Source organism: Psychromonas sp. L1A2 (assembly GCF_009828855.1).
GTDB lineage: Bacteria > Pseudomonadota > Gammaproteobacteria > Enterobacterales > Psychromonadaceae > Psychromonas.
This window is the reverse complement of record NZ_WUAG01000001.1, coordinates 2,358,049-2,372,655: the sequence shown is the minus strand read 5'-3', so window position 1 is coordinate 2,372,655 and position 14,607 is coordinate 2,358,049. Positions and strand designations below refer to the sequence as shown.

15 protein-coding genes and 1 pseudogene are annotated in these 14,607 nt (G+C 37.8%); 9 read left to right on the top strand and 7 right to left on the bottom strand.

Annotated features, from left to right (window positions below; genetic code table 11):
* Positions 1 to 76 precede the first annotated feature (76 nt).
* Positions 77 to 463 carry a hypothetical protein gene (locus GQR59_RS10025; RefSeq protein ID WP_160062117.1) on the top strand — a complete coding sequence of 129 codons (387 nt, stop codon included), beginning with the start codon at positions 77 to 79 and terminating at the stop codon, positions 461 to 463.
* Positions 464 to 734: 271 nt separating this feature from the next.
* Here GQR59_RS10025 and GQR59_RS19000 read toward each other — a convergent pair.
* Positions 735 to 1,785: pseudogene (locus GQR59_RS19000) on the bottom strand (IS91 family transposase).
* Positions 1,782 to 2,669, bottom strand: a complete 888-nt coding sequence (locus GQR59_RS10015) for a site-specific integrase (protein ID WP_160062107.1) — start codon at positions 2,667 to 2,669, stop codon at positions 1,782 to 1,784. The pseudogene GQR59_RS19000 and the gene GQR59_RS10015 overlap by 4 nt, the downstream one beginning before the upstream one ends.
* A gap of 209 nt (positions 2,670 to 2,878) precedes the next feature.
* Here GQR59_RS10015 and GQR59_RS10010 point away from each other — a divergent pair, with 209 nt between their 5' ends.
* Positions 2,879 to 3,163 (top strand): hypothetical protein, encoded by a 285-nt coding sequence (locus GQR59_RS10010; RefSeq protein WP_160062115.1) that lies wholly within the window; start codon positions 2,879 to 2,881, stop codon positions 3,161 to 3,163.
* Positions 3,164 to 3,290: 127 nt separating this feature from the next.
* Entirely contained in the window at positions 3,291 to 4,019 is a 729-nt protein-coding gene (locus tag GQR59_RS10005; protein WP_160062113.1) for a hypothetical protein, read from the top strand.
* Between the two features lie 281 nt (positions 4,020 to 4,300).
* Here GQR59_RS10005 and GQR59_RS10000 read toward each other — a convergent pair whose 3' ends face one another.
* Positions 4,301 to 5,350, bottom strand: a complete 1,050-nt coding sequence (locus GQR59_RS10000) for an IS91 family transposase (protein ID WP_160062109.1) — start codon at positions 5,348 to 5,350, stop codon at positions 4,301 to 4,303.
* On the bottom strand, positions 5,347 to 6,234 hold the full coding sequence (locus GQR59_RS09995; protein ID WP_160062107.1) for a site-specific integrase: 888 nt from the start codon (positions 6,232 to 6,234) through the stop codon (positions 5,347 to 5,349). Before GQR59_RS09995 ends, GQR59_RS10000 begins: the two co-directional genes overlap by 4 nt.
* A gap of 197 nt (positions 6,235 to 6,431) precedes the next feature.
* Between GQR59_RS09995 and GQR59_RS09990 the strand changes: the two genes are divergently transcribed.
* Complete coding sequence (locus GQR59_RS09990; RefSeq protein WP_160062111.1) at positions 6,432 to 7,736, top strand: SIR2 family NAD-dependent protein deacylase; 1,305 nt, start codon at positions 6,432 to 6,434, stop codon at positions 7,734 to 7,736.
* A gap of 277 nt (positions 7,737 to 8,013) precedes the next feature.
* Here the strand turns inward: GQR59_RS09990 and GQR59_RS09985 are convergent, their stop codons facing one another.
* Together GQR59_RS09985 and GQR59_RS09980 are read right to left on the bottom strand one after the other, a co-directional pair.
* Positions 8,014 to 9,063 (bottom strand): IS91 family transposase, encoded by a 1,050-nt coding sequence (locus tag GQR59_RS09985; protein ID WP_160062109.1) that lies wholly within the window; start codon positions 9,061 to 9,063, stop codon positions 8,014 to 8,016.
* Complete coding sequence (locus GQR59_RS09980; protein WP_160062107.1) at positions 9,060 to 9,947, bottom strand: site-specific integrase; 888 nt, start codon at positions 9,945 to 9,947, stop codon at positions 9,060 to 9,062. The genes GQR59_RS09985 and GQR59_RS09980 overlap by 4 nt, the downstream gene beginning before the upstream one ends.
* Before the next feature lie 221 nt (positions 9,948 to 10,168).
* Between GQR59_RS09980 and GQR59_RS09975 the strand changes: the two genes are divergently transcribed.
* From GQR59_RS09975 to GQR59_RS09965, 3 genes are all read left to right on the top strand, one after another.
* Positions 10,169 to 10,531: a hypothetical protein gene (locus tag GQR59_RS09975; protein WP_160062105.1), complete on the top strand. Its 363-nt coding sequence runs from the start codon at positions 10,169 to 10,171 to the stop codon at positions 10,529 to 10,531.
* Positions 10,531 to 11,631, top strand: coding sequence for a hypothetical protein (locus GQR59_RS09970; protein WP_160062103.1), 1,101 nt, complete (start codon positions 10,531 to 10,533; stop codon positions 11,629 to 11,631). Before GQR59_RS09975 ends, GQR59_RS09970 begins: the two co-directional genes overlap by 1 nt.
* Before the next feature lie 119 nt (positions 11,632 to 11,750).
* A complete protein-coding gene (locus GQR59_RS09965; RefSeq protein ID WP_160062101.1) occupies positions 11,751 to 12,497 on the top strand; it encodes a hypothetical protein in 747 nt (248 codons plus the stop codon).
* Positions 12,498 to 13,008: 511 nt separating this feature from the next.
* Here GQR59_RS09965 and GQR59_RS09960 read toward each other — a convergent pair.
* Entirely contained in the window at positions 13,009 to 13,803 is a 795-nt protein-coding gene (locus GQR59_RS09960; RefSeq protein ID WP_160062099.1) for an IS110 family transposase, read from the bottom strand.
* Positions 13,804 to 13,820: 17 nt separating this feature from the next.
* Here GQR59_RS09960 and GQR59_RS09955 point away from each other — a divergent pair, with 17 nt between their 5' ends.
* Positions 13,821 to 14,384: a transposase gene (locus tag GQR59_RS09955; protein WP_160062097.1), complete on the top strand. Its 564-nt coding sequence runs from the start codon at positions 13,821 to 13,823 to the stop codon at positions 14,382 to 14,384.
* 60 nt (positions 14,385 to 14,444) lie between these two features.
* Positions 14,445 to 14,588 (top strand): hypothetical protein, encoded by a 144-nt coding sequence (locus tag GQR59_RS09950; RefSeq protein WP_442966184.1) that lies wholly within the window; start codon positions 14,445 to 14,447, stop codon positions 14,586 to 14,588.
* The last annotated feature ends 19 nt before the right edge of the window (positions 14,589 to 14,607 follow it).

The following is a 14,607-nucleotide window of genomic DNA, read 5'->3' as shown; positions in this document are numbered from 1 at the left end:
TTAATTGGTGCCATATTTCCTCCTGAAATACGGTGTTTTGTAAGTTAATATGCTGTTAGCTGTATAAGGAAGTAGCGTGTATTTCGATGCACTAGTTAAAAAAGTGGAATCTGAATTTCCAAATAATAATTTTCATTTAAATGCTCAGGAATTCCTGATTTCAATTTCGCCTAAATGTGCTGAATTTGGAGTTGTAGAAATTCAAGATGATTGTGATGAATTTATAATTTTTATTGGTAAGTTCACTCACGTGCATATTAGTTGTCACGATGCGTCTTTGAATAAACAGCAACAAGCTGAATCTGCGGCATCTGAAGTGGTAGAGTTTTTATCTGATCTTTTTTCTGACAAAATTGTATTATGGGGTTCTACTGAAAAAGGCGGTGGGTATTATTACCCTGAGTTTAGTTCAGCCGAAAACCAAGATACTCAATGGCTTTGGTCTGGTGCAATATACAGCTAACAAATAAGGATAGGTGTCGCGCAGCCGACACCTTATCTGAGTGTTGGACAAGCCCGTATGAGACTCTTTGCTTTATATAGTAAATAGTGGAATGGGTTTTGGGCTGGCTCAATAATTCAACTTTCTTTAAGGCGAGTCTCGCTAATATAAAATTGATACCTCAATTATATCAGTATGTTATATTTTATATGTTGAATGCCATATCACCTCTCTGGCTTGTTAATCTTTTATTTGTGTCAATGATCTGTTTAAGACCGTACGTTTTCACGCATTAGTTTCTCAGTCGACTTAAGCCCATAAAATGCATTTCATGGTGACAGCATGGGCAAATACAGATAGCACGCTTGCGTTTTACTGGTGTCGCCATTGTGCTTATGTCGCTCCCCAATATCAGCAATATTTGTAGTCGCAGTTGTTTGGCATTACCTCTTAAAAACCCATAATCCCTCACCCGCTGCAGACCTTTTGGTAACACGTGTTGTAAGATTAACCATAAGAATTCGAGCACAGGTAAAGTACGTTCTTTAGTCATATTAGTGCTGCTTTCTTTATACTTAAATGTGACCATTTCCTCGGAGAGGTTAATAATGTCTTTATCGGGTAACACGCCACGATACAGATAACGTGATAAGTATTTAAAAGCAGAGGCACCAAATCCGACCTTACGGCAATCGACCATCCATTTTTTAGGCGTGTCAGTGGGCATGGTTAACTCAGCGCTGTGATTAATCGCATCAATGACTCTTGCCCGCCATACTTTAGCGAGTGCAAATTCATTAAACAGATATTTTGCATCACTTTTGTGCCATTGTTTCTTTGTCGTATCGTAACGTCCGCAGGGCACAATGATATGCACATGAGGATGACATTCACGTCGCCGATTATGCGTGTGTAATACGCTAGTAAACCCTAAACTGCCTTTATTCTCTCGCTTGCGCAAAGTCTTTTAATATGCCCGCCGTCACTTGTAACATCAATTGATACAGTGCTTTGGGGTGTTGACGAGCCAGTACTCTCAATTGATAGGGTAGCGTAAAGGTGACCATAAAATAGTGTACGGGTAATAGTTTATCGGTCTGTTTAGCTAACCAATTTGAAGTTGTTTGATGCAAACATTGTGGACAACTTCGATTCCCACAAGATGCTGGGAGTTGTTGGTCATGCTGACAATGGCCACAATGCCATTGGGTCGTTCGATTTACATCGTTTTTACAGTGCAGCATATCAGTGATAGCGCGACGAATATCTTGATTCAACAATCCACCATATTGTTGCTCCAGTTGTGCTTGATAGCGCTCAAGTAGTGCAATAAATTGGCTCATGATGCCTCCCATTGAATTGATAACCTTTCGGTTAACTGGTTCAAGGCGGTGACATTATCTTTTTGTTTGAGTGGAGTGAGTTGTGTGTATTTCGCTGTCGTATTCAGGCTGTGATGTCCCAATAGTATTTGCAGGGAGCGTAGGTCAATACCTTGCTCTAAGAGATGAGTTGCAAAGCAATGTCGTAATGAATGTGGACTGATAGATTTATTAATACCCAATTCAGTCATCACTTTTTTCAACGCTTTCTGCACACTGCCTTTATCCATCGGCACTTGTGTGTTTTTACCAATACTTGGAAATAACAACTGCGGATGACGATGCGTTGACCAATAGCAACGTAATGCAGAAAGTGTTCGTTTGGGTAAAGGGAGTAAACGGTCTTTACCTCCTTTACCTTCGCGAATATGCACTTGCATGGTATGGCTATCAATGTCGTTCACCGTCAAATCAAGGGCCTCACTTAAGCGTAATCCCATGCTGTACAAAACAAGAAAAAACACCTGATAACGCAATGCACGAGTGTGGCTAATTATCAGTCCAATTTGTTGTGGCGTGAGGATGTCGGGAATGCGTTTTACTTGTGGTGGTTTGACAATATTGAGCCATTCCCACTGTCTATCGAGAGTATGTTTATAAAAAAACTGTAATCCATTTCGGTCTAATTTAATGGTACTCCACGAGTGAGTTTGAATGAGTTGTGCAAAGTAACACTTTAAATCTGCTTTGGTTAATGTGTCAGGTGTGCGGTCAAAAAAGGTAGTTATCCTACGTACTGCACGAGAGTAGGCATCAATCGTGGCAGGTCTCATGCCTTGCAGTGTTAGGTTGGTCAAATGCTGTTGATATAAAAGATTAAAGTGTTGTTGCTCTGAGGTGTTCATCGCTTATACTCCTATTAGATATCACCGAAAAGTGATATAAATATAAGTATGAACGTTATTGGTATTTTGTTTTTCTGCCGCACAGCGGCTTCGTTCAACAAGCAATTCAACAGGACTAAAAACAGCGGGCTGTTCGCTTCGCTCCATTTTAGCCCACTATTTTTAGCCCGTTAATTGGGCGTTATGTAGCATCTGAGGGAGTTTGGTAAATGAAAATCGATCATACCAATATTGCTGGCATAGATTTGTCGGAGTACTTTCACTTTAAAATTAAATTTACAGGAGCTTCCACTCGTAGAGGCAGTAATTTAAAGTTTGAAGGTAAAGAAAACTGTTCTGGCTATAACATTAATAAGTATGTTTCTAATGGTATGTCCGTGAACGAGTATCAAAATCTGATTAAACAGCATTTTAACGAAAATGACCCTCAATTCTCCATGACCAAACATCTCATTTATGATATTAAAAAAGGCTTCATTGAGTTACATTTGTAGCTACATAACAAGTCAATTTAAACGGAACTAAAACAGTTGGTTAGGTTTCGCTTCGCTACACATTATAACCAACTATTTTAGTCCGCTTAATGTGGGCGTTAGTTTTTAAAATTTAAGGAAATTAGATTTGTTTACATTAAAAATAATTATTTATTCTGTCTCTGTCGTTATAGCGATTGTTGCACTATTTGGTAGTGCTACAGAAAATGGGAGACTTAATAATTTCGGGGTTAGCCTTTTACTTCTTATTTTAGTAGCTGGTATAGCAAATGGCTATGTAATGTATCATGAAGACCAGCAAGCTAAAAAATCCAAAATTGAAACTATAAAAGCAAAACGAATGATTTATGGAAGAATATTAAATGATGTAGAGGCAATTAAGTATGCTTTTTTATGGGAAAAGTATGACTTATTAGCCAAACAGACCCCTTTGTTTGACTATGAAAACAGTAGGAAAATATTTCTTAACCAAAATGAAGAGACTACATCTCAAATAAGTTCATTGGTTCAGTTTCCATTGAAGCAGCATACAAAGTCACTTTTGTCATTCTATGAAATATATAAGCCTTATCTAAGTTTTAATGATATAGATAAGATCACACACTACATAAAATCATCAGAGTCTTTAAATCTTCCAGATCTAATTTCAACTTACAATGCTAAAAATGGAAAACTAATTACACATTTGAATGATAATGGCGTTACAAGTCATAAAATTAATTATTTATTTCTGTCCTTGCATGCGATGGAAAAAACACTTATTGATAGTAAAGTAAAAATAGAAAGTGAATTTGACAAATTATTACCTGAATGTAATGAAATCAAAAATACTGATGCTTTGGAACTATGTTACTAGTCAAAACTAACAAATAAGGATAGGTGTCGCGCAGCCGACACCTTATCTGAGTGTTGGACAAGCCCGTATGAGACTCTTTGCTTTATATAGTAAATAGTGGAATGGGTTTTGGGCTGGCTCAATAATTCAACTTTCTTTAAGGCGAGTCTCGCTAATATAAAATTGATACCTCAATTATATCAGTATGTTATATTTTATATGTTGAATGCCATATCACCTCTCTGGCTTGTTAATCTTTTATTTGTGTCAATGATCTGTTTAAGACCGTACGTTTTCACGCATTAGTTTCTCAGTCGACTTAAGCCCATAAAATGCATTTCATGGTGACAGCATGGGCAAATACAGATAGCACGCTTGCGTTTTACTGGTGTCGCCATTGTGCTTATGTCGCTCCCCAATATCAGCAATATTTGTAGTCGCAGTTGTTTGGCATTACCTCTTAAAAACCCATAATCCCTCACCCGCTGCAGACCTTTTGGTAACACGTGTTGTAAGATTAACCATAAGAATTCGAGCACAGGTAAAGTACGTTCTTTAGTCATATTAGTGCTGCTTTCTTTATACTTAAATGTGACCATTTCCTCGGAGAGGTTAATAATGTCTTTATCGGGTAACACGCCACGATACAGATAACGTGATAAGTATTTAAAAGCAGAGGCACCAAATCCGACCTTACGGCAATCGACCATCCATTTTTTAGGCGTGTCAGTGGGCATGGTTAACTCAGCGCTGTGATTAATCGCATCAATGACTCTTGCCCGCCATACTTTAGCGAGTGCAAATTCATTAAACAGATATTTTGCATCACTTTTGTGCCATTGTTTCTTTGTCGTATCGTAACGTCCGCAGGGCACAATGATATGCACATGAGGATGACATTCACGTCGCCGATTATGCGTGTGTAATACGCTAGTAAACCCTAAACTGCCTTTATTCTCTCGCTTGGCAAAGTCTTTTAATATGCCCGCCGTCACTTGTAACATCAATTGATACAGTGCTTTGGGGTGTTGACGAGCCAGTACTCTCAATTGATAGGGTAGCGTAAAGGTGACCATAAAATAGTGTACGGGTAATAGTTTATCGGTCTGTTTAGCTAACCAATTTGAAGTTGTTTGATGCAAACATTGTGGACAACTTCGATTCCCACAAGATGCTGGGAGTTGTTGGTCATGCTGACAATGGCCACAATGCCATTGGGTCGTTCGATTTACATCGTTTTTACAGTGCAGCATATCAGTGATAGCGCGACGAATATCTTGATTCAACAATCCACCATATTGTTGCTCCAGTTGTGCTTGATAGCGCTCAAGTAGTGCAATAAATTGGCTCATGATGCCTCCCATTGAATTGATAACCTTTCGGTTAACTGGTTCAAGGCGGTGACATTATCTTTTTGTTTGAGTGGAGTGAGTTGTGTGTATTTCGCTGTCGTATTCAGGCTGTGATGTCCCAATAGTATTTGCAGGGAGCGTAGGTCAATACCTTGCTCTAAGAGATGAGTTGCAAAGCAATGTCGTAATGAATGTGGACTGATAGATTTATTAATACCCAATTCAGTCATCACTTTTTTCAACGCTTTCTGCACACTGCCTTTATCCATCGGCACTTGTGTGTTTTTACCAATACTTGGAAATAACAACTGCGGATGACGATGCGTTGACCAATAGCAACGTAATGCAGAAAGTGTTCGTTTGGGTAAAGGGAGTAAACGGTCTTTACCTCCTTTACCTTCGCGAATATGCACTTGCATGGTATGGCTATCAATGTCGTTCACCGTCAAATCAAGGGCCTCACTTAAGCGTAATCCCATGCTGTACAAAACAAGAAAAAACACCTGATAACGCAATGCACGAGTGTGGCTAATTATCAGTCCAATTTGTTGTGGCGTGAGGATGTCGGGAATGCGTTTTACTTGTGGTGGTTTGACAATATTGAGCCATTCCCACTGTCTATCGAGAGTATGTTTATAAAAAAACTGTAATCCATTTCGGTCTAATTTAATGGTACTCCACGAGTGAGTTTGAATGAGTTGTGCAAAGTAACACTTTAAATCTGCTTTGGTTAATGTGTCAGGTGTGCGGTCAAAAAAGGTAGTTATCCTACGTACTGCACGAGAGTAGGCATCAATCGTGGCAGGTCTCATGCCTTGCAGTGTTAGGTTGGTCAAATGCTGTTGATATAAAAGATTAAAGTGTTGTTGCTCTGAGGTGTTCATCGCTTATACTCCTATTAGATATCACCGAAAAGTGATATAAATATAAGTATGAACGTTATTGGTATTTTGTTTTTCTGCCGCACAGCGGCTTCGTTCAACAAGTTGCTTAAACGGAATAAAAACAGTTGGTTATCGCTGCGCGATTTTAACCAACTGTTTTTATCCGCTTAGCAAGGCGTTATACCTAAGGAGTCAGAGTGAGCGAGTATTTTGAAATTGCATATGCCGCTGTATCAAATAGATTATGTTTATTTACTGGTACTGGTTTTTCTAAAGCAGTTAGCTTGAATGAAGCTCCAAGTTGGCAAGGATTACTCGAAGAAATCTGTTTGTTAACACCTAGAGGTAAAGACTTAAAATTAGCTCTATTTCCCGAAAATGGAAAAAACCCACTGAGTTTAGAGGAAGTTGCACAAGTTTTATCTATAGAACTGTTAAGCAATCATAAAAATCTTCACGATGAAGTGTCTAAGATAATTTCAAAAGTTGAAATTAAAGGGAATAATTCTGCAATTTCTCAATTTTTGTCTACAAAATCTGTCCGTGTTGTTACTACAAATTATGATAAATTAGCTGAAAAATTGGCTGGGTCAGAGAGGTGTCAGTCTATAACTCCTGGGTTGCCAATTCCACGCTCTTCAACACAAGTGAAAGTCTACCATGTACATGGATCTATAGAGTCTCCTGAAAACATGGTCGTAACTTCAGACGATTATTTTAAATTTATGAATACAAACTCTTATTTTTCAAAGAAACTTAGTACTGTATTACATGAAAATACGGTTGTAATTCTTGGGTATTCATTAGGTGATGCCAATCTAAAATCAATTATTAACGACTATAAAGGTTTTTCTAGAGACCATGTAATTGGTGCAAATATTTTCTTAGTTTCGAGAAATGCTGTCGATCAATCAGTAAAAGACTATTATGCGCATTGTTACGGTATTCGCGTTATGGATTCGCTGGAAGTAAATGATTTTTTTGTTAATTTGAATATGTACCTTCCTGAGGCTGAAAAATGCACTGAATCCTCAATCGAAAATATTAGAAAAGTAGTTTTCCAAAGCGCTTATTTCACTCCATCGTTTCTAAAAATGGAAAATGCATTTTACGAAATTATATCTTCTATCGGAGCTATTGGTAAAAGCATAGAGCATCCTGAAGTCGTTCGGGCATTGGGGCAAATTATCGAATCTAAACGTAAACTAACTAGTGAAAATAATGCTTGGGAACAATATGAGCACCTTGCTAGGTGGTTGATATATTTATCTAGTATTTTAGAAATTAAGGGGACATCGATTGAGAAAGTATATTTAGATGCAACATTAAGATCTATGACCTCGATGTGTCGAGAACATCGTGTTGGCTATTCATGGCACGCTTACAACTCATGGAACATCCGTTGGTCAAGTATAATTTCTAAGAATAGGGTAATGATAAAAGAGTTTATTAAAGAAAAAACATACAATATAGATGCCCTCGCAGTGGTGAACCAAATTTAGGTATAACAAATAAGGATAGGTGTCGCGCAGCCGACACCTTATCTGAGTGTTGGACAAGCCCGTATGAGACTCTTTGCTTTATATAGTAAATAGTGGAATGGGTTTTGGGCTGGCTCAATAATTCAACTTTCTTTAAGGCGAGTCTCGCTAATATAAAATTGATACCTCAATTATATCAGTATGTTATATTTTATATGTTGAATGCCATATCACCTCTCTGGCTTGTTAATCTTTTATTTGTGTCAATGATCTGTTTAAGACCGTACGTTTTCACGCATTAGTTTCTCAGTCGACTTAAGCCCATAAAATGCATTTCATGGTGACAGCATGGGCAAATACAGATAGCACGCTTGCGTTTTACTGGTGTCGCCATTGTGCTTATGTCGCTCCCCAATATCAGCAATATTTGTAGTCGCAGTTGTTTGGCATTACCTCTTAAAAACCCATAATCCCTCACCCGCTGCAGACCTTTTGGTAACACGTGTTGTAAGATTAACCATAAGAATTCGAGCACAGGTAAAGTACGTTCTTTAGTCATATTAGTGCTGCTTTCTTTATACTTAAATGTGACCATTTCCTCGGAGAGGTTAATAATGTCTTTATCGGGTAACACGCCACGATACAGATAACGTGATAAGTATTTAAAAGCAGAGGCACCAAATCCGACCTTACGGCAATCGACCATCCATTTTTTAGGCGTGTCAGTGGGCATGGTTAACTCAGCGCTGTGATTAATCGCATCAATGACTCTTGCCCGCCATACTTTAGCGAGTGCAAATTCATTAAACAGATATTTTGCATCACTTTTGTGCCATTGTTTCTTTGTCGTATCGTAACGTCCGCAGGGCACAATGATATGCACATGAGGATGACATTCACGTCGCCGATTATGCGTGTGTAATACGCTAGTAAACCCTAAACTGCCTTTATTCTCTCGCTTGGCAAAGTCTTTTAATATGCCCGCCGTCACTTGTAACATCAATTGATACAGTGCTTTGGGGTGTTGACGAGCCAGTACTCTCAATTGATAGGGTAGCGTAAAGGTGACCATAAAATAGTGTACGGGTAATAGTTTATCGGTCTGTTTAGCTAACCAATTTGAAGTTGTTTGATGCAAACATTGTGGACAACTTCGATTCCCACAAGATGCTGGGAGTTGTTGGTCATGCTGACAATGGCCACAATGCCATTGGGTCGTTCGATTTACATCGTTTTTACAGTGCAGCATATCAGTGATAGCGCGACGAATATCTTGATTCAACAATCCACCATATTGTTGCTCCAGTTGTGCTTGATAGCGCTCAAGTAGTGCAATAAATTGGCTCATGATGCCTCCCATTGAATTGATAACCTTTCGGTTAACTGGTTCAAGGCGGTGACATTATCTTTTTGTTTGAGTGGAGTGAGTTGTGTGTATTTCGCTGTCGTATTCAGGCTGTGATGTCCCAATAGTATTTGCAGGGAGCGTAGGTCAATACCTTGCTCTAAGAGATGAGTTGCAAAGCAATGTCGTAATGAATGTGGACTGATAGATTTATTAATACCCAATTCAGTCATCACTTTTTTCAACGCTTTCTGCACACTGCCTTTATCCATCGGCACTTGTGTGTTTTTACCAATACTTGGAAATAACAACTGCGGATGACGATGCGTTGACCAATAGCAACGTAATGCAGAAAGTGTTCGTTTGGGTAAAGGGAGTAAACGGTCTTTACCTCCTTTACCTTCGCGAATATGCACTTGCATGGTATGGCTATCAATGTCGTTCACCGTCAAATCAAGGGCCTCACTTAAGCGTAATCCCATGCTGTACAAAACAAGAAAAAACACCTGATAACGCAATGCACGAGTGTGGCTAATTATCAGTCCAATTTGTTGTGGCGTGAGGATGTCGGGAATGCGTTTTACTTGTGGTGGTTTGACAATATTGAGCCATTCCCACTGTCTATCGAGAGTATGTTTATAAAAAAACTGTAATCCATTTCGGTCTAATTTAATGGTACTCCACGAGTGAGTTTGAATGAGTTGTGCAAAGTAACACTTTAAATCTGCTTTGGTTAATGTGTCAGGTGTGCGGTCAAAAAAGGTAGTTATCCTACGTACTGCACGAGAGTAGGCATCAATCGTGGCAGGTCTCATGCCTTGCAGTGTTAGGTTGGTCAAATGCTGTTGATATAAAAGATTAAAGTGTTGTTGCTCTGAGGTGTTCATCGCTTATACTCCTATTAGATATCACCGAAAAGTGATATAAATATAAGTATGAACGTTATTGGTATTTTGTTTTTCTGCCGCACAGCGGCTTCGTTCAACAAGACACTTAAACGGAACTAAAACAGTGGGTTACGTTTCGCTTCGCTACACATTTTAACCCACTATTTTAGTCCGCTTAGTGCGGCGTTATAACGCTCACTTTTACATTACTGGAGATAAATTTGCTATTTAAAGGTTACGTTGTAAATCATCAACATCGGGGGGGATTACCGATAAACAAAAAAAGTCAGTGGACTATCCCTGAATGGAAAGAATTAACTTTATTTCATGATGCAAAAATGAATGAATGGAAGTGTAACAAAGATAATTTATGGTCTGCTGATCCCGAGTTTTGTAAAATAGGTCGTGATATTAATAATGATTTATTTATAGCAAAGTTTAAAGTTGATCAAGGTATTTGGCATGGTTATCCCGTGTCACCAAAAGCTTTTGATATTCCACCTAAAGGAACCCTTAAAGATTGGGTGGTTAAAAATATAGTAAGTAAGAGAGATGCAGTCAGAATTGAACAAGGTAAATATTAATGCTAGGTCAAAAATTAACAGTTAACATTTGTGGCGATTATATTGAATCTTACATTTATTCAGGTGTTCTGTTCTTAATTGATGCCGATTTTAAACTGTCTATATATTCTTGGGATAAAATATGTGAAGAACTCCTTGCTAATAAAACACTATTTGAAAAATTAAAATTTAAAAGGTATTTGTTGGGTCACTCCTCTTCAATAGTACTTAAACATCAAGAGATATTTGAAGTTACTGAAAATGATATTAAAAAGCATAAACTGCATGAACTAAACATTAATGAATGGCCATCTGACATCAGCATTTATAATAATAGATTCTATTTTTCTTCATCAAATGGTGTTTCTTACTTTGATTTTTATTGGGAAAATGGATCAATTGATGGAGTGAGCAAAATTAATAAGATAATTGATGCCGCATCTTTTAAGTTAGCGCCTGGGTCACATAACCGTATTGCAGTTGCAGCTGGAAATGATGGCGTATTATCAGTAGCGCCTGAACGAAAATATATAAACGATAAAGACGTTAAAAGTATAATTACCGAGCCATGTAACAATCTTGATTGGTTAGGAAATAGGCTCATAGCAAATACAAAATCAGGTATAAAATTTGTCAACTATGAACCACTTATAAAACAGAGTGAGTTTAATGGAACTGAAAAAGAATTCTGGGCGAAAATTGTTGAATTGAAGCAACAAAAGCCTTCAATTGAAACGGTTAAAAAAATTGGTGAAGCAGATGTTTTATCTAGTATTTATCTAGGTGACAAGATACTTTATATTGATTCAGGTAATAATGTGCTCAACAGAGCAGGTGAAATATTAACAACGATTGATATACCAAATAATAATCAAGAATTATATTTTAGCTCGTCAGTTTTTGGTGTAATCGCTGAGTCTATAAACGATTTATACTTAGTTAATAGCAGTGGTATAAGTAAATTGGACGATAAGTTTGCGAACTATAGAAGCTTTCCAAGGGCTAAATTCTACGCCAATCAACTCCATGTAGTTAATGATGAACACTTATCTGTCAAAATATTCAGCAGTAATTCTGAAGATAAATTTTCGTATAATGTTAAAGAAATAACTGCATCTTAACGTGTTATAACAAGGCAATTAAACGGAACTAAAACAGTGGGTTACGTTTCGCTTCGCTACACATTATAACCCACCATTTTAGTCCGCTTATTGCGGCGTTAGCTGTATAAGGTATTTAAATGGGTAGTCTTGATTCTTGGGTAACTGAATTTAAAAAAATTGGTTGGTTCATTCCTCCTTATGTAACTATGGGAGAAATGGATAATATACTTGGTGCAAACATAAAAAATGAGGCTGATTTAACACAGCTAGAATTGGAAAATATCCTCTCGCCAATATATTCCGAGAATAATTTGGCTAACTTATTTATTGAAAAATATTCTAAAACTCCGTTTATTAAAGATTATATAAATATATTGGATAATGGTATCGAAGCTCATTTTATGGGATTACATTATTCAGCCGTAGCGACTTTAATTCCTGTCATAGAAGGGGCTTCAAGAAAATTAGCTATTAAACGGGGTGTGCATCATAAGCATGTAAAACAGACTATTAAAAATATATGCAAAAGCTGTAAAGATGAAGTTGTTAGTAAAAAACTTGGTGCGTATGAAGAGGTGGAATCAATGATCGATTCATTTGAGTTCTTTTTAGTAAATAACCTCTATTCGGAATCAAGTACATATCCTCACGAAGATAAAACTAATAGAAATGGAATTGCACATGGTTCATTTGATGATTCAGATTATGGTACTGCAATAAATTTTTATAAAACGATCGCAGCTATTAACTCGCTTTGTTTTTTGGCTGCAATTGATGCTGGTTTATCATGGTTTCCTCCAAAGGGTAGTGAAGAGGCATATAAAAAAGCAATGTATCATTCACTTTGTAATAAATTCTCTACTTTACGCGTGCAACACAGCTAACAAACAAGAATAGGTGTCGCGCAGCCGACACCTTATTCGGGTGTTGGACAAGCCCGTTTGAGGTTGGTTTACTCACGAAAGATCTGGACATATATGGTCACTCTTTGTAAATCAAGATTAGATTGATTTTTATTTTCTGTTTAATAATTGATTACGTACAAAAGACTCGTCACCCTTATTAATAAAGGGGTGTTTTCCTGATTAAACTTGTCTTTTGTACAGGATCGTTTTAGTCGATAAATCACCTTTGTCTAAACTGCTCTTTACATCATAGAGATAACGGTTTCTTGACATATATCCGGCGTCTTAATGGCTACTTTATGGGAAGCCGCGCCCTCCTGAATTCCAGAAGAAGTCTTACTCGCCTTTGCACCCATTATGCCTTAAAAGGCAGAAGTCCAGCTGAGGTTCCGAGTAAGACAAACCGTTTTAAATCATCAATGCTTATTACCGTTTAGGGTGGTGGATTAATTAAATCGTTTTTCATATTCTATCTGTTCATTGTGCTTTATCATGCACAAGCTTTAGTCACATCAAAGGGCTGTTTAGTCGTTAATACCGACCAAATTATTCTGGCTAGCTTATTCGCTAAAGCAACCACTGCTTTACACCCATGCATTCGCTCTTTTAGCGTTTTCAGCCAACAACTCAATACATCGTCTTTTTTCTCACACCAGTTCAGTACCGTGCGCGCACCATGAATTAGATACTTTCTAAGCGAACTATTGCCCCGCTTACTTATTTTACCCATTCGATTTGTTTCACCACTAGCATATTGTGTGGGTGTTAGGCCAATCCAAGCGGCTAGCTGCCTGCCATTTTTAAAGGCCCCCGCATCACCGACTGATGCCATTAAAGCGGCTGAAATAATTGGCCCGATACCTGGTATGCTTTGTAACAATGCATATTCATCTTTGTCTTTAATTAGGTCGAACAACTCTGTTTTTACTGCTTCAATTTGAACACTTATTCGTTGTATATTACGATAAATACGTAGGATAAAACTGCGTGCTATCGACGTTAATTCATTATTCGCATCTTCAACGATATCAGGTACTGCGTTCATCAAAGTCGTGATACCCGTTCCAACCACTACGCCGTACTCAGATAATAAACCTCTTAACTGATTCACGTCACCCGTTCTTGTTTTTACCAATCGTTCAGCAATCCGTTGTAGTGATTGAATGTCTTGTTGCTCTGTCGATTTAACCGCAACAAAACGAACTGTTGGACAAAGATCTGGACACCCACCTATTTGAATAATTGCGATAGTTAAACTATCTTTTATAAATGCGTATTTTTGCATTTAGGAGGTAGTTTATTATGACTCAATCTCGCCAATCACAAGTATCATTATCTGATACACCTTATTACCACTGTGTTTCGCGTTGTGTTCGTAGAGCTTACTTATGTGGTGAAGATAAATACACCGAAAAATCCTTTGAACATCGCCGTCAGTGGGTTGTTGAGCGAATGCATTACCTCGCTTCTCTTTTTAATATTGATATCTGCGCTTACGCTATCATGTCCAACCATTATCACCTGGTATTGCACATAGATGAGCAACATAATGAAAGCCTAACGCATGAAGAAGTTTGTGAGCGTTGGTGTCAGCTCTATTCAAAACCTGTATTAGTTGAGCGTTGGCAATCCGAGCAAACCACCTCAGAAGCAGAAAATAAAGCCGCATTAACTATTATTAATGGGTGGAGAGGGCGATTAGCTGATATTTCATGGTTTATGCGCTGTTTAAATGAATTCATTGCGCGCAAAGCGAATAAAGAAGATGAATGTTCAGGTCGTTTCTGGGAGGGGAGATTCAAGTCTCAAGCATTACTAGACGAAGATGCGTTATCGAAAGATCTGGACACCCACCTATTTGAATAATTGCGATAGTTAAACTATCTTTTATAAATACGTATTTTTGCATTTAGGAGGTAGTTTATTATGACTCAATCTCGCCAATCACAAGTATCATTATCTGATACACCTTATTACCACTGTATTTCGCGTTGTGTTCGTAGAGCTTACTTATGTGGTGAAGATAAATACACCAAAACGAAAGATCTGGACACCCACCTATTTGAATAATTGCGATAGTTAAACTATC

Coding starts and splice junctions, on each gene's coding strand:
- GQR59_RS09980 (WP_160062107.1), bottom strand. CDS start 9,947: ATGAACACCTCAGAGCAACAACACTTTAATCTTTTATATCAACAGCAT.
- GQR59_RS09955 (WP_160062097.1), top strand. CDS start 13,821: ATGACTCAATCTCGCCAATCACAAGTATCATTATCTGATACACCTTAT.
- GQR59_RS10000 (WP_160062109.1), bottom strand. CDS start 5,350: ATGAGCCAATTTATTGCACTACTTGAGCGCTATCAAGCACAACTGGAG.
- GQR59_RS10010 (WP_160062115.1), top strand. CDS start 2,879: ATGAAAATCGATCATACCAATATTGCTGGCATAGATTTGTCGGAGTAC.
- GQR59_RS09950 (WP_442966184.1), top strand. CDS start 14,445: ATGACTCAATCTCGCCAATCACAAGTATCATTATCTGATACACCTTAT.
- GQR59_RS09985 (WP_160062109.1), bottom strand. CDS start 9,063: ATGAGCCAATTTATTGCACTACTTGAGCGCTATCAAGCACAACTGGAG.
- GQR59_RS09970 (WP_160062103.1), top strand. CDS start 10,531: ATGCTAGGTCAAAAATTAACAGTTAACATTTGTGGCGATTATATTGAA.
- GQR59_RS09965 (WP_160062101.1), top strand. CDS start 11,751: ATGGGTAGTCTTGATTCTTGGGTAACTGAATTTAAAAAAATTGGTTGG.
- GQR59_RS09960 (WP_160062099.1), bottom strand. CDS start 13,803: ATGCAAAAATACGCATTTATAAAAGATAGTTTAACTATCGCAATTATT.
- GQR59_RS10015 (WP_160062107.1), bottom strand. CDS start 2,669: ATGAACACCTCAGAGCAACAACACTTTAATCTTTTATATCAACAGCAT.
- GQR59_RS09995 (WP_160062107.1), bottom strand. CDS start 6,234: ATGAACACCTCAGAGCAACAACACTTTAATCTTTTATATCAACAGCAT.